Below are 21,292 nucleotides of genomic sequence, written 5' to 3' on the forward strand. Positions count from 1 at the left end.
ACAATATAAATGTTACAGGAGTTTAAATTTTTGGTGAATTGCACATTAGCGGTAAGAAAAGTTTTATAAACTAGGTTTCAACGCGAAATAACAAGAACGCCGCTCTAATGAACGGCATCCTATATAAAACACATTTAGTTAACAATGCCTTTAGCTGGCTTTTTTTTCTCTAGGAGGGAAAAGCGGAGAAAACAGCCCCAAAGACTTGGCTTCTTCTACCAGTGCCATGATGTCCATTTCGGCTAACTCGAATAAATGGTCGAATTTCGGAAGAATATAATAAAGAGGCTGCATGATATCGATGCGGTAGGGTGTACGTAGCGCATCAACAGCTGTAAGTGGGTTGCGCAGAGGCTTGTCACTATCAAGCGCATATACTGTTTCGCCTGGCGAAGATAAAATGCCGCCGCCATATATTTTTAGTTCGTCTTTAGCTCTTACCAATCCAAACTCAACCGTGAACCAGTAAAGACGTGCTAAGTAAACTCTGTCTTCTTTATTTGCCGCTAAACCTAATTTTCCGTAAGTGTGGGTAAAGTGGGCAAATGCGGGGTTTGTTAGCAGCGGGCAGTGACCAAACACTTCGTGGAAAATATCGGGCTCTTGCAGATAATCAAATTCTTTTCTCGTGCGAATGAAAGTAGCCACAGGGAATTGCTTATTAGCCAACAACCTAAAAAATTCGCCGAAGTTTATCAATGCCGGTACTTCTGCTGTTTGCCACCCCGTTTTTTCCAACAGTACCTTGTTAATGTCTGGTAACTGAGGAATTTCTTTTTCATTCAATTTCAACAAGTCGAGCCCATCCAAGTATTCTTGGCATGCTCGTTCCGTTACCAGCGGTATTTGTCGAGCATAGAGTTCTGACCAAATTTGGTTCTCTTCATCCGACCAATGGATGACGCCATTTTCGTCAGATTGTCTCGACTGGTATTGCGTTGATTTTGGCATAACTTCTTTAACCGATAGGTATTAGATAACTTGCCTATCAGTCTAATGAAATTCACGACGCCGAAAAGTGGTGCCCCCTACGAGGCATTCAATTTGGCTGTAACAAGAATTTTACAGGGCAACTTGAACGCGCTGATTTACATAATAAAAAACCGCTCGATACGAGCGGTTTTGGTTTGTTACACTTGCAAAGTTATAGGCCAACTATAGGCGACTAATTTCTTTATTGAGTTGATATTCTCGAGACGTTACGTAGGTTTCCATTTTACGTAAGCGCGTTTCCGCTTTTTCGAATCGATTGCGTATGTCGTGAAACGCCTGCTTAGGTGGCTCTCCAGCCTGCCAAACTTTAGTTTTCACTTCCACTTTAGCGCTTTTAACCTGTCCACTATTTGAATTAGTCCAACCTTTTCCTTTCGAGTAAGTTGGCGGCGTTGGCGTATTTTTTAACCCTGTAGGTTTCTTATCAAGAATAAACCAGGCTGCAATGTAAGCGACTAAGATGAAAGGACCTGCAAGTAAAAAGAACCCCGTCACAACTAGAATCCTAACTAACCAAGTTTCCAAACCGAAGTACTCGGCTATACCTGAGCAGACACCCGCAATTCGAGCATTTTCAGGGTCGCGATAGAGCTGCTTACCATTTCTCATGCTCTATTCCTCCACTCAGGTGCCTCACTATCTAAAATGGCTTCTAACGTCTCAATACGCTCGCTCATTTTTTCAGCTTTCTCGGCAAGATCTTGCAAAGACGCGTGCTCTTCAACACTCAATCCCTGGTTAACCTGCTTTTTGCTTCGATAGTGTAAAATTAGCCAAATGGGAGCAACGAATATTGAAAACACCACAAGGGGCATAACCAACACTGCAATTGTACCTTCATCCATCTCAATCTCTCCTACAAACTCTGATGTAACAACCCTCCTTCTGACTTTGCATCAGGAGGGTAAACTCAATTCTTATTATTCTGATTTTTCGGTGCTGTTATTTGCACCTTTTACTTTCGCTTTAAGCGCTGCCAGTTCATCTTCCACTTTGTCACTAGCTTCTAATTCGGCAAACTCATCTTGCAGCGTCTTTTTACCTAAATCATAAGCTTCGACTTGAGATTCAAGGTCATCGATTTTACGCTCGTACTGCTCAAAACGTCCCATCGCATTATCTACTTTAGTGCTATCTAGCGTCTTTTTCACTTCAAGACGAGAGCTAGCTGTCTTCTGGCGCATAATTATCGCTTTTTGACGACTCTTAGCATCAGCAAGCTTTTCCTGAAGTTGACCTATTTCGTTTTGAAGTTTACTGATTTGTTCATCGACGATAGCCAATTCTTTACTTAACGCTTCTGCAGCTTCTGCAGACTTTTTCTTTTCCTGTAGCGCAGCACGGGCTAAGTCTTCTCTATCTTTGCTCAAAGCAAGTTCTGCTTTTGCTTCCCAATCACTTGCATCGCTTTCATACTTTGCAATTTGATTAACAATTTCCTTTTTGTTGGCCAAAGTCTTCGCTGATGCTGAGCGAACCTCAACCAATGTGTCTTCCATTTCCTGAATGATTAATCTAACCATTTTTTCAGGATCTTCGGCCTTGTCTAAAATCGCATTAATATTCGAATTCACAATATCTGTAAAACGCGAGAAGATACCCATAATAATTACCTCTTGCTAAAAATGGTAAGTGTTAAAAAAACACCACACTTGATAAATAGGTTACTCTTGGTATAAGTAGTATTCAATATACTTGCCAACTTTGTGCAGATGCTAACCTATTATTTTCTATACATTTTTCACACGTTCAAATAATGCTCGTTTATCAATATTTTTTGTTCTACACTATTAATTGGTCGAAATGACTAATTTTTGAGGGATTTAATGAGTAGGTATCGACAGCAAGACAATTTACTTGGCCAAGCAAATAGTTTTCTAGAAGTTTTAGAGCAAATTTCACAAATTGCACCACTAGACAAACCCGTTCTCGTCATTGGCGAACGAGGCACTGGTAAAGAGCTGATTGCTGCTCGCCTCCATTTCTTGTCGAAGCGCTGGGATCAAAACTACATAAAGCTAAACTGTGCAGCTTTAAATGAGAGTTTATTAGAAAGTGAGCTTTTCGGCTACGAAGCGGGTGCCTTTACCGGCGCCTCAAAACGTCGCGAGGGTCGCTTTGAGGTGGCAAATAACGGCACTCTGTTTCTAGATGAACTTGCAAATACATCAGGTCTAATTCAAGAAAAGCTGCTACGCGTTGTAGAATATGGAGAATTTGAACGTGTAGGTGGCAGCAAGTCGGTAAAAACTGATGTACGCCTTATCGCAGCTACAAACGAAGATTTGCCAGCCCTTGCCGATGCCGGTGAATTTCGCGCAGACCTTCTCGACCGTCTTGCTTTTGACGTTATTACCATCCCTCCACTTCGCGAGCGTCGAGAAGATATCATGATGTTAGCTGAAAACTTCGCCATTAATATGGCCCGTGAAATGGAAATGGAACTGTTTAGCGGCTTCACTGAGAAAGCAAAGCGTACTCTGCTTGATTATGATTGGCCTGGTAATATCCGTGAACTTAAGAATGTGGTCGAACGTGCGGTATACAGAACGAATAACCCTCACCTTCCAGTACACGAGATAGTTTTAGATCCCTTTGAGTCCGCTTTTCGCCCTAAAGGCAGAGTAAAAACAAATGACAGAGTGAGTGCATCAGATTCGCCCAGCATTAATGTGCAATCAGATGCTCCTGAAATAAACGAGCGCATTGAAAGTGCAGATGTTACGCCACTAGCCCCCGCCCAAAAGCAAGAAATTGTAGAATATCCCATAGATTTGAAAGAACGCTCTCAACAACATGAGATAGATATGATAAAACAGGCACTTGCTGACAGTCAGTTTAATCAGAAGAAAACTGCTGAGAAATTGAGCCTGACTTACCATCAGCTACGAGGCTATCTCAAAAAATACAATTTACTAGATTCTTCCGCTGAAAGCGTCGAGGCGTAAAGCATGTCCCATGGTTTGGTAAAGCGTTTGTCATTATGTTTATGTACAGCGCTTCTTGTTTCATCCTGTGCCAAGCAGAATAAACAAGCGTTTTACAATACCGGTATTATTTACTGCTCTGAAAGCAATCCGGTGACGTTTAATCCGCAACTTGATACGTCAAGTACTACTTCAGATGCGTCGTCTCACCAACTGTACGATAGATTACTTGATTTTGACCCAGGCTCAGGTCGTATTGTGCCTAGCTTGGCAAGTAGCTGGCTAGTTAGCGATGACGGACTTACCTACACTTTTCAACTAAGAAAAGACGTATGGTTTCACACGACACGCTACTTTGAACCTTCAAGGAATTTTAATGCAGACGACGTAATTTTTAGCATCGATAGGTGGCGCTTACGTTCACACCCTTATCACTATGTCTCGGGCGGACGATACCCATATTTTGAAAGTATCGGCCTTGCCCAAAATATAGCGTCAGTGGAGCGGATAAATGGGTATCGCGTTGAGATTACGCTCAAACGTCGAGACAGTTCATTTTTGGCAAATTTAGCAACAGACTTTGCTGTTGTTTTATCAGAAGAATATGCAAATCAGCTTGTCCAGGCCGGTACGCCTAGTAAAATCGATGAGTTTCCTATAGGCACAGGACCATTCAAATTCGATAGCTATCGTAAAGATCATTTCATTAAGTATTTGCGCCACAACCACTATTGGCGCACACAAATACTTAAAGATGACGAAGTTGATAGCAGTGCAGCACAAGTGTCAACAAAGCAGCGTCAAGAACACGCCCCCCTCTTGGTTGAGCAGCTTATTTTCGATATAACACCACGAAGTTCACTACGGCTAGCCAAGTTAATGACAGGTGAATGCGACGCAACGGCGTTTCCAGCACAAACTGAACTTGAAGTTATTCGCACTAAAGATGACTTGATACTAGCCGAGAAACCCGGTCTAAACATTGGTTTCTGGGCCTTTAATACGCAGCGCCCGCCGTTTGACAACCCCGATGTAAGACGTGCGCTTGCCGCCGCTATTGATAAAAACACCTTGTTAGAGGCCGTGTATTTTGACAGTGCCACGCGGGCTAAAACTTTATTGCCTGCAGCAAGTTGGGCATTTCAAAATGATGCAGATGACACCGCCTACAACCCTGTATTAGCCCGTAAGTTGTTAGCTAATGCGGGTGTTGCACCTGGGTTTTCAATGACAATATGGGCAATGCCAGTTGAACGCGCTTACAATCCTAACGCGACTAAGATGGCAGAGCTTATACAGCGCTACCTTCGCGATGTAGGTGTAGAAGCCACCATTGTCAGTTACGATTGGGCTACATTTAGGCGTCATCTACAGGAAGGCCTGCATGACTCCGTATTAATAGGATGGTCTGCCGATAATGGTGACCCTGATAACTTCTATCGTCCGTTATTGAGTTGTGGCGCTATTCCTTCAGGGACAAATCGAGCGATGTGGTGCAATGATGATTACGACAATCTACTTAACAAAGCCATTCAAACCGATGATATTGAAGAACGTAGAGCTATTTATAAGCAAGTGAATCGCTTGCTATACGAACGTCTTCCTTTAGTACCCATCGCACATGCTTACCGCTACCAAGCATATAGGAACGAATTAGAAGGCATGACTATTAATCCCTTTGGCGGTGTGCGTTTTGGCGGGGTAGAGAAAACACTGTGATTCAAATTCTCGTTAGATACTGCACCTTATTTGTTTTAACGCTATTAGTGTTGACGATTATTTCATTTTCACTCGCATACCTTTTCCCAGGCGATACGCTGGAAAATTTGACCGGGCTCGTGCCACAAAATGAGATTCAGCGTGCAGCACTGGAGAGACAGTTCAAGTTGGAGCAGTCTTATATTTTTCAGTATATCTACTACCTGGGTAACTTGTTAACCGGTGATTGGGGATACAGTTTCACCTCTGGCCTTCCGCTACGGGAAGAAGTAGGAATTGCCATGCCAGCCACAATAGAGCTAGCAACATATGCAATGCTGATGGCTTTATTTATTGGAATTCCATTGGGCTATTACGCGGGCATTCGTTCCTATTCAACGTCAGACCACTTAATAAACAGTGCCAGTATTACTACCTATTCATTTCCCGTTTTCTGGTTCGCTCTTTTACTTATTCTGATATTTAGCTTGGAGTTGGATTTAGCCCCCCTGTCAGGCCGAATTAGCTTAATTTATGACATTGAACCGGTAACTGGGTTTATTCTATTTGACGTTTTACTTTCAGATATTGAAAACAAATCCTTGGCATTTAAAGACGCGTTGTCGCACTTAGCCCTACCCACCGTTGCTATTGGTGCAATTACCACGGCCGCAATGATACGTATAACGAGACGTTCGGTTATTGATGTAAAACATCGCCCTTATATTGCCGCTGCTGTGTCTCGTGGACTCTCCAGCTGGCAAATATTCTTCCGCCATATTTTGCGTAATGCACTGCTTCCAATTTTACCGCTAATGGCAATTCAAATTACTACGCTTATAACGAATGCTATGATAGTTGAAACCTTGTTTTCCTGGCCAGGTATCGGAAACTGGCTTATTCAGGCTATTTACCAACGAGATTATCCAGCTCTACGTATTGGTATGATGGCAGTATCCACGGTTGTAATTACCCTTACGATTTTGGTTGATTTATTTAACCGTTTGATAGACCCGAGTAGAGAGAAATACGAGCGTGCCACAGTTTAGTTTGTACGAAGAAGAGTTTCATCCATCACCGTGGCAACGGACCTGGGCTTCGTTCAAGGACAGCCACATTTCTATGTTGGGCTTGATCATGCTAGCGTTATTTGTGGTGTGCGCCCTATTTGCTCCAATTATCACACCTTACGACGCAGTAGAACAAAACATTGACGGTTTGTTGATTCCGCCTAGCTGGTTAGCTAATGGCTCAATTTCTCACCTGTTCGGCACAGATGCTCTAGGTCGAGATTTATTTACCCGTATTGTCTATGGCTGCCGAACTACGCTAGGTTCAGCGTTTATAACCGTTGTGCTCGCTATGTTGGTTGGCGTGAGTTTAGGTACGCTAGCCGGAATGCTGAAAGGCGTTCGCTCAAGTATTGTAAACCACTTACTCGATGCACTCATGGCTATACCTACCCTTTTAATTGCCATTATTATTGTTGCAATACTTGGCACTGGCTTAGTTAACAGCATGTGGGCCATCACCCTTGCGCTTATTCCTCAGTTTGTGCATCACACGCGAAGCTTCGTGCGCGCAGAAATGAAAAAAGACTATATCGTTGCCTCTAAATTAGATGGCGCAAGTAAATGGCAGCTTTTTATTCACTCAATTTTACCTAATATGACGGAAATGCTAGTTGTTCAAGGGACACTGGCCCTTTCAATCGCGGTTATCGATATCTCAGCCCTTGGCTTCTTAAATTTAGGCGCGCAATCGCCGTTGCCTGAATTGGGCGTTATTCTCGCCGACGGATTAGACGTGACTTACCTAGCACCTTGGAATGTAGCAGTTCCCGGCATGGCGATATTTTTTATTGTGCTGTCTATCAACATTGTGGGTGACGGCTTGCGCTCTTCACTTAGAAAAAGGGTGAGTTACTAATATGCCGATGCTTGACATAAAAAATCTCACCATAGAAATGCAGAACGGTGACAACACGATAAAGGCCTTAGACAAAGTAAATTTATCGGTGAGTGCTGGAGAAATTCGGGCGCTTGTAGGTGAGTCGGGCTCAGGTAAAAGTCTTATTGTTGCTGCAATTTGTGGGGCGCTACCTAATCAGTGGAACCTAACCGCTGACAGGATGAGTTGGAAGGGTGAAAACCTATTGGGAATGTCTGTGCAGCAGCGCCGCGAGGTGATGCGTCGTGAAATTGCGGTGGTTTTTCAAAATCCTCAAGCAGCACTGGACCCATCTGCCACACTTGGTGAGCAGCTTGAAGAAAGTATCCCTGACGAATTCGTTGAAGGTAGCTGGTTCTGGCAACGAGCTCAACACAGAAAAAAAATAGCGATAAGTACAGTACATAAAGTGGGAATAAAGCATCACAAACATTATTTAAGTGCGTTTCCGCACCAAATCCCCGCAGACATCGGGCAAAAGTTCATGATAGCAATGGCTTTAGTATCTCAGCCTACACTACTTATTGCTGATGACCCAACCCGAGGGATGGAACCAACCACCAAGACACAAATACTAAAGCTTTTTACGCGTCTTAATCAAACTCGCTCGCTATCAATTTTATTTGTCAGCCATGATTTGCTTGCAATCGCGAGTATGTCTCACTCAATGACAGTGCTTTACGCTGGGCAAACTGTGGAATCGGGAAAGATGAAGCATATTAAAAAGCGCCCTCTTCACCCTTACACCAAAGCGTTATTAGATAGTGCGCCAAGTTTCAGAAAAGATTTACCACCTAAGTCTGCATTGCCTACGTTAAGTGGCTCTATACCAACGCTTCAACATTTACCTATTGGTTGCCGATTAGGTCCGCGCTGCCCGCGGGCTCAGCGTGCCTGTGTGCAGACGCCCGCTGTACGTAAAATCCACGACCATAATTACAGTTGCCATTACCCGCTACATATGGAGAAACTGTAATGGATATATTACAGGTAAAAGATCTCACGTTTATTCATAACGAAAAAAAGCGATGGTTGATGCGACCCGAAGTGTTTCAACTCGGACCGGTTAACTTAAACGTTAAACGGGGAGAAACCATCGCCATAATTGGGGAAAACCGTTCAGGTAAATCACTGCTTGCTAAACTATTGGTAGGCGCATTACCTGCCGATGCCGGTGAAATAGAAATAAATACCCATAAATACCTAGCAAAATATCAGTCCAAAGACAGCCAGCGCAAACGTACTCATGATATTCGAATGATTTTGCAGCACAGCGCAGAGTCGATGAATCCGTCAGTTCCGGTAGGCAAAATTTTAGATGAACCCTTGAGTTTAAACACCGGCCTTAGTGACGCTGAGCGTAAGCCTATTATTGCAGATATGCTCGTTAAAGTAGGATTACTTCGCGAACACTATCATTTTTACCGACACATGCTTTCTGATGGTCAGCAACAGCGCGTGGCGTTAGCCCGAGCCTTAATATTAAACCCAAAAGTATTGGTGGCAGACGAGCCATTTGCAGCGCTGGATCCCACAATTCGATCGCAAACGGTAAATCTCATTCTAAAACTTCAACAAGAATTGGGCTTAGCGTTTATCTTTATAAGCCACAATTTAGGTATTGTGCGCCATATTGCAGACAGAGTTATTGTGATGGAGGGAGGGGAAATTGTAGAAGAAGGTAAAACCGAGACTATCTTCAGGTGGCCACAGCACAACCGTACTAAGAAGCTGATTACAGCATACCAGTCGCTCGTACCGCAAAATACCATTCGTTAGAGCGCTAGTCGCTAATTTACTAACCCATTAGTAACTGCGCAAACCTCTTTACCATAAAATGTTGCTTATACCTCTTATACTTCGCCTCAGAAACATTTCCCTTGTTAAACGGCAAATAACTTAATCAGTAAATACCCTATAAAAGACACAATGAAAAAGGGGCACCTAAGATGCCCCTTGAAGATCAATAAAATGGTTGGGGGTTTTAACCAACGAGTGCTAAAAGAATACCTGCGGCAACAGCACTACCTAGTACACCTGCCACATTAGGCCCCATAGCATGCATCAGTAAGAAGTTATGGGGGTTTGCTTCCAGACCAACCTTGTTCACTACTCTAGCCGCCATAGGCACAGCAGACACGCCCGCAGCACCAATCAACGGATTTATGCTACCACCCGATAGCTTACTCATTAACTTAGCCATTAACACGCCTGCAGCGGTACCTATACCAAAGGCAATTGCGCCTAGGCCCAAAATACCCAAGGTTTCAACCGTAAGGAATGCCTCTGCTGACAGTTTAGAGCCTACTGCTAGACCAAGGAAAATAGTAACCGTATTGATAAGTTCGTTTTGTGCAGTCTTGCTCAGCCTGTCTACGACACCACATTCTTTCATTAAGTTACCAAAGCAGAACATGCCAACAAGTGGCGTTGCGGCAGGTAAAAACAAGATAGTCATAAATAGTACAGCGAGTGGAAAAATAATTTTTTCTCGCTTTGATACAGGCCGTAGTTGACCCATTTTTATCTCACGCTCTTCTTTTGTGGTCAGCGCTTTCATAATTGGCGGCTGGATTATAGGTACTAAAGCCATATAGGAATAAGCGGCTACTGCTATGGCACCAAGCAAATCAGGCGCAAGCCGAGATGCCAAGAAGATAGCAGTAGGCCCATCCGCGCCACCTATAATGGCAATTGCGCTTGCATCCTTTAAAGTGAATTCAAAGCCAGGGATAAGGTTTAACGCAATGGCGCCAAATAGGGTCGCAAAAATACCAAATTGTGCAGCCGCACCGAGTAATAACATTCTTGGGTTAGCAATAAGTGCGCTGAAGTCTGTCATCGCCCCCACGCCCATAAAAATGAGCAAAGGGAACACGCCCGTATCAATGCCGATTTTGTAAATGTAATGGAGTAAACCACCCGCCTCTGAAAAACCAGCAATAGGGATATTAGTAAGCAGTGCACCAAAACCAATGGGCAATAACAGTAACGGCTCAAATTTCTTAACAATGGCTAAATACAGTAAGCCGAAGCCTACTGCCATCATTATCAGCTGGCCGGCCTCAAAATGCGCAAGCGCGGTACTATCCCAAAGTACCATTAACTTATCCATGAATTACCCCAGTAAGATTAACGGTTGGCCACTTGTTACGGCATCGCCTTCACCTACAGCAATGTCGGTGATCGTGCCGCTAAATGCCGAGCGGATCTCCGTCTCCATTTTCATAGCTTCAAGGATTACAACCACATCGCCTTCAGACACACTATCGCCAGTTCGTACTAATACTTTAAACACGTTACCCGCAAGTGGCGCATCAATAGACTGAGACGACGCCGCAGCAGGTGACGCAGTGCTAGCAGTCTGCGGCTGGGGTTGAGACGTATTAGCAGGAGTTACGTTTGTAAGAGAACCTGAAGGGGCCACCTCTACGTGATACACTTTCCCATCTACGTTTACGTCGTAAGTTTTAGCCTTGGCTGTGCCTTGTGAGCTCGGCGCAGCGCTAATTGGCTGTGGCGCACTTGCATCTTTGCTGTCTTGATCACTTGGTGCAGGTTCGAACGCATCAGGGTTGCCGCGGTTTTCGATAAACTTAAGGCCAATCTGAGGAAATAAGGCATAAGTTAGCACGTCATCAATTCTGTCAACTGACAGTGACAATTGCTTTCTCTCAGCCAGTTCGTCTAGCTCTTTGCTCAGCGCATCGAGCTCTGGCGCAATATTATCAGCAGGTCGACATGTTACAGGCTCTGCGCCATCTAGCACTCGCTCTTGCAATTTCTTGTTTACTGGTGCTGCGGTAGCGCCATATTCGCCTTTAAGAACGCCTGCGGTTTCTTTAGTAATGCTTTTATAACGCTCGCCCGTTAGCACGTTAAGTACCGACTGCGTACCGACAATTTGAGAGGTGGGTGTAACAAGAGGAATAAACCCAAGGTCTTCACGTACTCGTGGAATTTCTTTTAATACTTCTTCAAATTTATCTTCAGCGCCCTGCTCTTTTAGCTGACTTTCCATGTTGGTTAGCATTCCACCTGGCACTTGAGCTAATAAAATACGCGCGTCGACACCTTTAAGGCTACCTTCAAACTTGCTGTATTTCTTTCTTACTTCTCTGAAATAATTAGCAATTTCTTCTAGTTCAGGTAATGCAATGCCCGTATCGCGTTCGGTCCCTTCTACGATAGAGACCATGGTCTCAGTTGCGCTATGACCGTAAGTCATGCTCATTGAGGAAATAGCCGTGTCCAGCATATCAATACCAGCATCAATGGCTTTTTGATACGTCGCCGTACTTAACCCCGTTGTTGCGTGGCACTGCATAGCAATAGGCACATCAACCGTTTCTTTTAATCCCTTAATTAATGCTTCGCATTCATAAGGTTTTAACAGCCCTGCCATGTCTTTTACGCAAATAGAGTGAACCCCCAAGTCTTCTAGCTGCTTGGCCATATCAAGCCACAGCTCAAGATTGTGCACAGGGCTTACTGTATAAGAAATTGTCCCTTGAGCGTGAGCGCCGCTGTCTATGGTTGCTTTAACTGCGGTTTTCAAATTTCTGATGTCATTCATGGCATCAAAAATTCTAAATACATCTACGCCGCTTTCGTGAGCTCGCTCTACAAAGCGAGTAACGACATCATCAGCATAGTGGCGGTAACCCAATAGATTTTGACCACGCAACAACATTTGCTGTTTCGTATTAGGCATGGCTGCCTTTAACTTTCGAATGCGCTCCCAAGGATCTTCACCCAAATAACGAATACAGGCGTCAAAGGTAGCACCACCCCAAGATTCAACAGACCAGAAGCCTGCTTTATCTAATTTTTCTGCAATGGGAAGCATATCCTCAATACGCATGCGCGTAGCAAGAAGCGATTGGTGGGCATCACGCAGAACCAGCTCGGTAAGGGCCAGAGGCTTAGACATGGTAACTCCTGATAAGACTTATTTTTTAGAATTTTGGCGATGGGTATGAATTGCGGCAGAAATAGCAGCGATAACGTTTCCGTCTATTCCCGGTTGTACCGCTTGATTATTTCGGTTCACATTAGCTGAATGTCGGTTTACATTAGCTGACGGCTCTGGTGATTCACCTGGAAAAGCTTCACAAAAGCGAGCTATTAAATGAATACCCACAATAAGAAGCCCTAAGAACGAGAAAACAAATACCATTCCTATGAGCATGAGAGAGCCTGCTTCTACGAGCAAACTAGCGACGGATTCCGAATTCATATTCAATCCTGTTGTTATTTTATATCTGAATAAGTATCACGTGGTTTTTCAAAAAACAACAAAACAGCATAAAAAACCGCTTAAAATTGAATAAAACCCATTTATATGAAACTTAATGCATTATTTTTTAATAAATTTGCAACAAAAGTATATTACTGTCACGGCATTAAGTTCACTGTATGAAAAGTGCTCGTTGAACAAGCTTATACGAATATGAAAGTAAATAAAAAGAAATAAAAACAGCAGAAATGAAAAAGCCCACCTAAAAAGGTGGGCTCTTCAATATGGCGCGTGTGGAAGGATTCGAACCTCCGACCGCCTGGTTCGTAGCCAGGTACTCTATCCAGCTGAGCTACACACGCGTTAACTTGTATACTTTCGAATTTCACTTCGAAAGGTGACGCTTTAAAATAAGTGGCGCGTGTGGAAGGATTCGAACCTCCGACCGCCTGGTTCGTAGCCAGGTACTCTATCCAGCTGAGCTACACACGCGCAAAAACTTGTTGTCGACCGTCACTACCAACGAATGATAATGGCGGAGAGGGAGGGATTCGAACCCTCGATACGCGTAATGCGTATGGTTCCTTAGCAGGGAACTGGTTTCAGCCACTCACCCACCTCTCCTTGACTGCGGGGTGCATTTTACGGATTCATTGGCCTGAGTCAAACCTTTTTTATAAAGAAATTGTTCACTCGCTGCCATTTTAAACGATTCGAGCAAAAAACCAGTAATTTGTTCGCAATACAAACAATTAAAACGAATTCCGTTTACCGCCATTAGTTAATTCACGTTTGAATTTACGCGGTCACTTAGCATTTTTAACCAATTCACTTTAGTAATTCGGTTAACTTTTCAAAAAAAAATGTCATAAAAGCTTTAAATTTGTTTGTCTAACGCCTGTTCTGCTGCTTCGTTTTAGTTTGCTTGCATAAATTAACAATGCATAAACGATAAAAAAGTAAACGGCGCTCGAACTTCAACATCTTATATAGAAGGTATAGAGCAAAAAACGGCTAATGCAAAGCCAACGGAATAAACTTACTCACGTTTTAACTGTTTGGATAAAACTGGCTTCCCCATTACTTAAAAATCTGTTGCTACCTTATATAGATGCAAGCTCTGCTATAAAGAATCCTAAAAAGAACCATTTTTTTATCTAAGGTAGCTAAAACATATCAAGGGGAGCGAGGAATTAAGAGCATTAAAACACTGGACTTAAAAACAAAAAAGGCCAGCTAACGCTGACCCTTTCCTATGAAGCGTACATGCTATTATTCTGCAGAGCCCGGCTGACCGCCTTTTTCTGCTTGAATACGCATATATATTTCTTCACGGTGCACAGAAACTTCTTTTGGTGCATTCACACCGATACGTACCTGATTCCCTTTTACACCTAGTACGGTAACGGTTACATCGTCACCAACCATAAGCGTTTCACCAACTCGACGAGTCAAAATAAGCATTCGCTTGCTCCTGTTCCTTAATACTGAACATCATCCATTAAGATTTGCCAACCCATCGGCACGACCCGATGGAAGCGACAGTGATTCCATGTTTCTGCGTCACTTCAAAAACTCACTGTTATAAACACAAATAATTATAGCTTATCTTGTAACCAAGCGTTAACAGAATCTAGTGCTTGGCCTAAGTTTTCAGGCTGATCACCGCCTGCCTGTGCCATGTCAGGACGACCGCCGCCTTTGCCACCAACTTGTGATGCGACAAAGTTAACAAGTTCGCCTGCTTTAACTTTACTCGTGAGGTTTTTAGTAACGCCAGCAATAAGATTCACTTTCGCGTTATTAGCCACACCTAATACTACGATCCCTTCACCAATTCGGTTCTTAATGTCGTCCATCATTGAACGCAATGACTTCGCTTCAACACCTTCCAAATTCGCAATGAGAACTTTAACGCCATTTATCTCTACTGCATTACTAAGCATATCAGCACCTTGCTGACTCGCCAGTTTTTGTTTCGCAGAATTGAGCGATTTTTCTAGTTCTTTAGTCTGGTTTTGTAGAGAAACTACACGATCAAGCACATTTTGGCTGTCAGTTTTCAGCAAAGCAGACAATGATGACAAGGTAGCTTGTTGTGCTTGCACAACTTCAAGGGCCTGCTCTCCAGTAACAGCTTCAATGCGTCGAACACCAGAAGCAATGCCCGCTTCACTGGTAATTTTAAACAAGCCAATGTCACCGGTGCGCGTGACGTGAGTACCACCACATAGTTCAACAGAGAATGGGCCCATGGTTACCACGCGAACTTTTTCGTCATACTTTTCACCAAACAGAGCCATTGCCCCTGACGCTTTGGCTTCATCTAAGTCCATAAGTTCAGTTGCTAACGTATGGTTTGCGCGTATTTCTTGGTTAACTCGTCTTTCAATTTCAGTAATCTGCTCAGCAGTTACCGCTTCGAAATGCGAGAAGTCAAAACGCATGCGAGGCGCTTCAACCAATGAACCTTTCTGAGTTACATGCTCACCTAGAATTTCGCGCAGTGCTGCGTGAAGTAAGTGCGTCGCGCTATGATTCTTTTTAATGGCCTCGCGGTTCGCTAAGTCGATAGCAGCAGTTGCCGTATCACCTTTAGATACCGAACCTTTAGCAATACCTTTGTGCGCAAACGCATTACCCATTTTTTGGGTGTCTGTCACAATGAATTCACCACTGGCTACGCGCAGCACGCCTTTGTCACCAGCTTGGCCACCGCTTTCAGCGTAGAACGGCGTGCTGTCTAATACCACAACGCCTTCTTGACCGTCTTCAAGCTTTTCAACAAATGCATTTTCAGCAATAAGCTCTACTACGTTAGCCTGACCTTCTACATCAGTGTAACCAGTAAATGAGGTTGTGTGGTCAATGGCGAGCTTGCTGTTGTAGTCTGCGCCAAAGTTACTTGCCTGCTGAGCACGGGCGCGCTGTGCTTGCATAGCAGCTTCAAAACCTTCTTCGTCAATCTTAAGGTCATGCTCACGAGCCACATCGTTTGTTAAGTCGGTTGGGAAACCGTATGTGTCGTAAAGCTTAAATACCACGTCACCCGGCACTGTATCGCCTTCTAAGGTTTCTAGCGTATCGTTCAAAATAGCCATACCGCGAGCCAATGTTTTGCTGAACTGCTCTTCTTCAACACGCAGCACTTTTTCAATAACTGGAAGTTGGTCTACAAGCTCGGGATACGCCTCACCCATTTCTTTGGCAAGAGATGCAACCAGTTTGTAGAAGAAGATATCGTTTGCGCCAAGCTGATAGCCGTGGCGAACCGCGCGACGAATAATACGGCGTAAAACATACCCGCGCCCTTCATTTGAAGGCATAACGCCATCGCAAATTAAGAAGCTGCACGAACGAATGTGATCGGCTATAACGCGCAAGGATTTGTTTTCAAGGTCGTCGGTACCAACAATTGATGCAGCTGACTTGATCAAGTTTTGGAACAGGTCAATTTCATAGTTGCTGTGTACGTTCTGCAAAATGGCGGAAATACGCTCAAGGCCCATTCCCGTATCGATTGAAGGTTTAGGTAGGGGCTCCATGGTACCGTCAGCTTGTTTGTTAAACTGCATGAATACCAAGTTCCAAATTTCGATAAAGCGGTCACCGTCTTCTTCAGGTGTTCCTGGAGGGCCACCCCAAATGTGCCCTCCGTGATCGTAGAAAATTTCAGAGCAAGGACCACATGGACCGGTATCGCCCATAGACCAGAAGTTATCCGATGTGCTTATGCGGATAATTTTTTCTTTTGGCACACCAATGTGGTTTTCCCAAATATCAAAAGCTTCGTCATCTTCAGAATAAACGGTGACTAACAGTTTGTCTTTTGGCAAACCAATTTCTTTGGTAAGAAAACTCCACGCAAACTCTATCGCTTCTTTTTTGAAATAGTCACCAAAACTGAAGTTACCTAACATTTCAAAAAAGGTGTGGTGACGAGCGGTGTAACCTACGTTTTCAAGGTCATTATGTTTACCGCCTGCGCGAACACAGCGTTGAGACGATACCGCGCGCGTGTAGCTACGCTTTTCCGCACCTAAGAAGCAATCTTTAAACTGGTTCATGCCCGCATTAGTAAAAAGAAGTGTGGGATCATCTGCTGGAACCAGTGACGAGCTCGCCACCGCTTGGTGGCCATGGCTTTTATAATAATCGAGAAACTTGTTGCGTAAGTCAGCAGTTGATAATGTCATTGAAAACCTAACTTCCTTTATTCTATTTTTGAAACGTGCGATTTGCCTGTTCTAATAAGACTTATAATCGGGGCATTTAGCCATTACTCAATGTGCCATACCCAATTACAATTCTCTGGATAATAAAAATGCACATAAATTTGCGCAACAATACCATGGAAAGCGCAATTTTGTTAAGTGGCAAGGGTAAGAGATAGAGCCAAATTTTGCGTTAATTTATTAAAAATGATGGATATTGATTTAGGTGATTACATGAACGGGTCATACCTAATGTGACTAACTATAAAAATAAAGGTTAGTTGCTACTAGCACTTACAGCATAATCTATGTGTTCTTGATAAAAGCCGCGGTATTGAAGAAATTGCTTCTGCTTTTGTCTTAACGCAAATTCAGTTTCATAAAATTCACCAAATTTTTTTTCTTTAACCTTTTTTGCACTTTCAAACCAATCGGCGTCAATCTCTTTCAGCGCCTGTTCTGCGACACTTTCGTCCACACCATATTGCTGTAAGTCTAATTTTATCGCTCTGGGTCCCTTCCCTTTTAAATACAGTGCTCGTGCTCGGCTTTCGCCAAATCGCGCATCGCTTTGAATATCGGCGTCTTTGAACTCCTCGAGAATAGGCATAAAAGCATCACTTGCTATACCCTTTTGCTGTAACTTTCGCATAATTTCATTAAAGCTATGCTCTCGTCGTGCCAGCATGCGAGTAATCGCGTCGGTAATGATTTTTCGGTCGAACTCTGACATTTTTGTAAACTTACTCTTCTGTATTAAACGTAGAAACCACGCTATTTTAGCGTTAGATACTCGTATATTGCGACTATCTAAACATTTTACGCAGTTAATCTCTACACGATGTATATTGCATGACAGCATCTGACTATCGCATAACAATAATAGATTCTATCGAACAGCTTTCGAAAGAGCGTTGGCAACAACTTGCAAAAAATGCAGGCCCATTTATTTCCTATGAGTTTTTGCATGCACTTGAAAGCAGCGGTTCGTGTGAAAATGAATCGGGATGGCAACCATGTCATATTGCTATAACCTGTGTTCCGCAAGAAACAGTCAGCATCTTTATTCCTGGCTTTCTGAAAACTCATAGCTATGGGGAATACGTTTTTGATCACGCATGGGCGAACGCATATGCTCAGCATGGCCTAGATTACTACCCCAAGTGGATTTCGGCCATTCCCTTTACCCCAGTTTCAGGGCCGAGGCTACTATCTGATGGTCGCACTGTCCTTACTCCGTCACTCGTAAGCGAAATCGAGCATACCCTATCGGAGTATGTAGAGTCTGAATTTAGCGAAGCGCTATCTTCTTTTCATTGGCTATTTCCCGACGAAAACACATCAAATCAACTCACCAATAGCAGCAAAACTCAGTCACACTATTTGACCCGATACGCCGTTCAGTTTCAGTGGCATAACTATGGTTATGATGACTTTGAAGATTTTCTGAACGCGCTAACATCCCGTAAAAGAAAAGACATCAAGAAAAGCCGCCGCAAACTCAGTGAGCAGGGCGTTCGTTTTACCCACCATACGGGAAGTGAAATTAGCCCTGAAACCCTGCAGTTTTTCACGAAGTGTTACAAAGCGACCTATTTAAAACGCAGCGGTCACGTGGGATATTTAAATGATGCGTTCTTTGAGCAACTTGTCGAGACCATGAGCGACAACATGCTTATCGTTACTGCAGTAGAAAATGAGATTGCGGTAGCCAGTGCCCTATTTTTCTATGATGAAACGGGGCTGTATGGCAGATACTGGGGAGCACTTAAAGAAATAGACGGGTTACACTTTGCCTGCTGTTATTTTGAAGGCATTGAGTTTGCCATCTCGAAAAAGCTACAGCTATTCAACCCCGGTACCCAAGGTGAACATAAAATACTTCGAGGTTTCGAGCCCATTTATTGCCGTTCACACCACAAATTAAGACATGCATCGTTTCACAGTGCTGTAGCAGACTTTTTACAGCGTGAAACGCCGCATATCGCAAGCTATTTTAATCAAGCACGGAATGCTTTACCGTTTAACAAGGGATTTGTGCCTACTCTTAAAACAACGAGTGTCACTGCACCTAACGACGACACTTATAATCACAACGAGAAAAATGATGAAACATAAACTTTTAGCCGTAGCGATTGCGGCATCTTTAGGCCTTGCAGGCTGCGGTCAGCCTGAGCAAGCAAAAGAACAAACTCAGGAAAGCACTGTTGAGGCGAAGGGTGAAGCGGAGCTAGGTTCTTTCGGCGTAGACTTGAGCGCACGCAACGAGGCAGTTAAACCTGGTGATGACTTCTTTATGTACGCCAGCGGAACATGGTACGACAACTATGAGCTACCCGCTGACAAAACTCGCTATGGCGCGTTTACAGGCCTTGCTGAGCGAAGTGAAGAGCAGGTTAAAAACATTATTGATGGGCTTATGGAGAAAACCTCTCTAAATGAAGAAGAACAACTTGTTCACGACTTTTTCGTTGCCTACATGGACACCGATACCATCAATGAAAAGGGTATTGAGCCAATTGAAGATGCACTTGCGTCTATTGATAGTATCGAAAATAGAACTGACTTAACTAAAGCATTTGGTAACAGCTGGTTGGTGGGTTCAACCACGCCAATTGGTGGAGGTATGTGGTACAACCGCCTTGACCCGAATGAATATCAGCTGAGTGTTGGTGTAGGTGGTTTAGGTCTTCCTGATCGCGATTACTATCTAAGCGATAGCGAACGTTTTGTTAAAATTCGTGAAGCATATGTAGCACACATCGAGCAAATGCTTAATTTTGCAGGCGAAGAAAACGCAGCAGAAAAAGCAGCAAATATTCTTGCCCTTGAAACACAAATTGCAGACATTCAATGGCCCCGCGAAAAGCGCCGTGACCGCGACCTAACCCTAAATCAAGTTGAGCGCAGCAAACTGACTGACGCGTATCCGGGTTTTGATTGGGACACATATTTTGCACAAACCGGCTATAAAGTGCCTGAGCTGAATATTACTCAACCAGAGCCAGTCAAAGACGTTATCAAAATTATTAACGAGACTGATATAGCCGATTGGAAGTCGTATTTGAAATATCACACTATTTCAAACAATGCGGGCTTTCTTTCTGAAGATATCTACCTAGCTAATTTTGACTTCTTTGGTCGTACACTTAGCGGCCAGCAAGAGCCTCGCCCTCGTTGGAAACGCGCAGTAAGCCAAATGTCTGGCACTGAGTCACTAGGTTTTGCTATCGGTAAGATTTACGTTAACGAATACTTCCCAGAAAGCTCAAAAGAGCAAATGGCAGAACTGGTTGAGAACTTGCGTACAGCACTAGGTGAGCGTATTGAAAACCTAGACTGGATGAGTGAAGAAACCAAAGTAAATGCTAAAGAAAAGCTAATGGCGTTTAACCCTAAAATTGGCTACCCAGACGAATGGCAGTCGTTCGACGGTGTAACCATTAGTGACAAAGACCTAGTGGGTAATATTCGTAACTTACGTACATTCTTTCAAGACCAATCGGTAGAGCGCGAGCTGGAAAAGACAGATCGCAATCGCTGGGGAATGACACCTCAACGCGTAAATGCTTATTACAATAGCTCGTTCAATGAAATTGTATTTCCAGCCGCTATTTTACAACCGCCATTTTTTGACCCCAATGCTGACGCTGCGGTTAACTACGGAGCAATTGGTGCAGTAATCGGCCACGAAATGGGTCATGGCTTTGACGACCAAGGCTCAAAGTCTGACGCTAACGGCATTCAGCGAAACTGGTGGACAGATGCTGACCGTGCAGCGTTCGAAGAAAAAGCAGATATGCTTGCCGAACAGTACAACCAATACGAGCCTATTGAAGGTAACTTTGTTAACGGTCGTAACAGCCTTGGTGAGAACATTGGTGATGTAGGCGGGCTATCTATGGCTTACCACGCTTATAAACTCAGCCTTAACGGCAAAGAAGCGCCGGTTATTGACGGCCTAACAGGCGATCAACGCTTCTTCCTAGCGTGGGCACAGGTGTGGAAGGAAAAACGCACTGAAGAAAGCATGCTTAACCAGCTGCGCGCAGGTACACATGCACCGGGCCGTTACCGCGCTCAAGCGCCAAGAAACCACGACGCATGGTATGAAGCGTTTGACGTAAAGCCAGGTGATGCACTTTATCTTGCGCCAGAAGAGCGCGTGAGAATTTGGTAGTTTAACTGGTGAGCTATTTGGTAAGCCTCATGTGCTAGCAGCGCCGGATAGTGAATCAGATGTAGCGCTAACTGTTCCAATTATGCAGCTC

Annotated in this window: 18 protein-coding genes and 3 tRNA genes; 8 read left to right on the top strand and 13 right to left on the bottom strand. The window is 43.8% G+C overall.

The window, feature by feature from the left end; all coding sequences use genetic code 11:
• Positions 1-150 precede the first annotated feature (150 nt).
• The 4 genes from phhA to pspA all read right to left on the bottom strand — a co-directional run bounded on the left by phhA (position 151) and on the right by pspA (position 2,597).
• Positions 151-951, bottom strand: a complete 801-nt coding sequence (gene phhA, locus KL866_RS05120) for a phenylalanine 4-monooxygenase (RefSeq protein WP_214993823.1) — start codon at positions 949-951, stop codon at positions 151-153.
• A 204-nt stretch (positions 952-1,155) separates the two neighbouring features.
• Positions 1,156-1,602, bottom strand: coding sequence for an envelope stress response membrane protein PspC (gene pspC / locus KL866_RS05125; protein ID WP_025254417.1), 447 nt, complete (start codon positions 1,600-1,602; stop codon positions 1,156-1,158).
• Positions 1,599-1,838, bottom strand: a complete 240-nt coding sequence (gene pspB / locus KL866_RS05130; protein WP_025254416.1) for an envelope stress response membrane protein PspB — start codon at positions 1,836-1,838, stop codon at positions 1,599-1,601. The genes pspC and pspB overlap by 4 nt, the downstream gene beginning before the upstream one ends.
• A gap of 75 nt (positions 1,839-1,913) precedes the next feature.
• The gene (gene pspA / locus KL866_RS05135) at positions 1,914-2,597 is read right to left on the bottom strand and encodes a phage shock protein PspA (protein ID WP_025254415.1); all 684 of its coding nucleotides are present in this window, start codon (positions 2,595-2,597) and stop codon (positions 1,914-1,916) included.
• A 222-nt stretch (positions 2,598-2,819) separates the two neighbouring features.
• Between pspA and pspF the strand changes: the two genes are divergently transcribed.
• From pspF to KL866_RS05165, 6 genes are read left to right on the top strand one after another with little or no spacing between them, the layout of a single operon-like run.
• Positions 2,820-3,941 (top strand): phage shock protein operon transcriptional activator, encoded by a 1,122-nt coding sequence (gene pspF / locus KL866_RS05140; protein WP_025254414.1) that lies wholly within the window; start codon positions 2,820-2,822, stop codon positions 3,939-3,941.
• Between the two features lie 3 nt (positions 3,942-3,944).
• Positions 3,945-5,639 carry an ABC transporter substrate-binding protein gene (locus KL866_RS05145; protein ID WP_025254413.1) on the top strand — a complete coding sequence of 565 codons (1,695 nt, stop codon included), beginning with the start codon at positions 3,945-3,947 and terminating at the stop codon, positions 5,637-5,639.
• Positions 5,636-6,667, top strand: coding sequence for an ABC transporter permease (locus KL866_RS05150; RefSeq protein WP_025254412.1), 1,032 nt, complete (start codon positions 5,636-5,638; stop codon positions 6,665-6,667). The genes KL866_RS05145 and KL866_RS05150 overlap by 4 nt, the downstream gene beginning before the upstream one ends.
• Positions 6,654-7,547, top strand: coding sequence for an ABC transporter permease subunit (locus KL866_RS05155; RefSeq protein ID WP_025254411.1), 894 nt, complete (start codon positions 6,654-6,656; stop codon positions 7,545-7,547). The genes KL866_RS05150 and KL866_RS05155 overlap by 14 nt, the downstream gene beginning before the upstream one ends.
• Position 7,548: 1 nt before the next feature.
• The gene (locus KL866_RS05160; protein ID WP_025254410.1) at positions 7,549-8,544 is read left to right on the top strand and encodes an oligopeptide/dipeptide ABC transporter ATP-binding protein; all 996 of its coding nucleotides are present in this window, start codon (positions 7,549-7,551) and stop codon (positions 8,542-8,544) included.
• Entirely contained in the window at positions 8,544-9,347 is an 804-nt protein-coding gene (locus KL866_RS05165) for an ATP-binding cassette domain-containing protein (RefSeq protein ID WP_025254409.1), read from the top strand. Before KL866_RS05160 ends, KL866_RS05165 begins: the two co-directional genes overlap by 1 nt.
• Before the next feature lie 205 nt (positions 9,348-9,552).
• Here the strand turns inward: KL866_RS05165 and KL866_RS05170 are convergent, their stop codons facing one another.
• The 9 genes from KL866_RS05170 to KL866_RS05210 form a co-directional block, all read right to left on the bottom strand.
• Positions 9,553-10,683: a sodium ion-translocating decarboxylase subunit beta gene (locus KL866_RS05170; protein WP_214993825.1), complete on the bottom strand. Its 1,131-nt coding sequence runs from the start codon at positions 10,681-10,683 to the stop codon at positions 9,553-9,555.
• Between the two features lie 3 nt (positions 10,684-10,686).
• Positions 10,687-12,501, bottom strand: coding sequence for a sodium-extruding oxaloacetate decarboxylase subunit alpha (gene oadA, locus KL866_RS05175; protein ID WP_214993826.1), 1,815 nt, complete (start codon positions 12,499-12,501; stop codon positions 10,687-10,689).
• Between the two features lie 18 nt (positions 12,502-12,519).
• The gene (locus tag KL866_RS05180; RefSeq protein ID WP_214993828.1) at positions 12,520-12,807 is read right to left on the bottom strand and encodes an OadG family protein; all 288 of its coding nucleotides are present in this window, start codon (positions 12,805-12,807) and stop codon (positions 12,520-12,522) included.
• A 285-nt stretch (positions 12,808-13,092) separates the two neighbouring features.
• Positions 13,093-13,169: transfer RNA gene (locus tag KL866_RS05185), tRNA-Arg, on the bottom strand.
• Positions 13,170-13,222: 53 nt separating this feature from the next.
• Positions 13,223-13,299 (bottom strand) — tRNA-Arg (locus tag KL866_RS05190).
• Positions 13,300-13,340: 41 nt separating this feature from the next.
• A tRNA-Ser gene (locus KL866_RS05195) sits at positions 13,341-13,431 on the bottom strand.
• A gap of 648 nt (positions 13,432-14,079) precedes the next feature.
• On the bottom strand, positions 14,080-14,271 hold the full coding sequence (csrA, locus tag KL866_RS05200; protein WP_012517705.1) for a carbon storage regulator CsrA: 192 nt from the start codon (positions 14,269-14,271) through the stop codon (positions 14,080-14,082).
• 134 nt (positions 14,272-14,405) lie between these two features.
• Positions 14,406-17,003 carry an alanine--tRNA ligase gene (gene alaS, locus KL866_RS05205; protein WP_214993830.1) on the bottom strand — a complete coding sequence of 866 codons (2,598 nt, stop codon included), beginning with the start codon at positions 17,001-17,003 and terminating at the stop codon, positions 14,406-14,408.
• 295 nt (positions 17,004-17,298) lie between these two features.
• Positions 17,299-17,754 (bottom strand): regulatory protein RecX, encoded by a 456-nt coding sequence (locus tag KL866_RS05210; protein WP_025254404.1) that lies wholly within the window; start codon positions 17,752-17,754, stop codon positions 17,299-17,301.
• A 119-nt stretch (positions 17,755-17,873) separates the two neighbouring features.
• On the opposite strand from KL866_RS05210, the gene KL866_RS05215 reads away from it, so the two are divergent.
• Together KL866_RS05215 and KL866_RS05220 are read left to right on the top strand one after the other, a co-directional pair.
• Positions 17,874-19,139 carry a GNAT family N-acetyltransferase gene (locus tag KL866_RS05215; RefSeq protein ID WP_214993832.1) on the top strand — a complete coding sequence of 422 codons (1,266 nt, stop codon included), beginning with the start codon at positions 17,874-17,876 and terminating at the stop codon, positions 19,137-19,139.
• Positions 19,129-21,201: a M13 family metallopeptidase gene (locus KL866_RS05220; RefSeq protein ID WP_214993863.1), complete on the top strand. Its 2,073-nt coding sequence runs from the start codon at positions 19,129-19,131 to the stop codon at positions 21,199-21,201. Before KL866_RS05215 ends, KL866_RS05220 begins: the two co-directional genes overlap by 11 nt.
• The last annotated feature ends 91 nt before the right edge of the window (positions 21,202-21,292 follow it).

The organism is Alteromonas sp. ALT199 (genome assembly GCF_018619335.1).
Classification (GTDB): Bacteria; Pseudomonadota; Gammaproteobacteria; order Enterobacterales; family Alteromonadaceae; genus Alteromonas.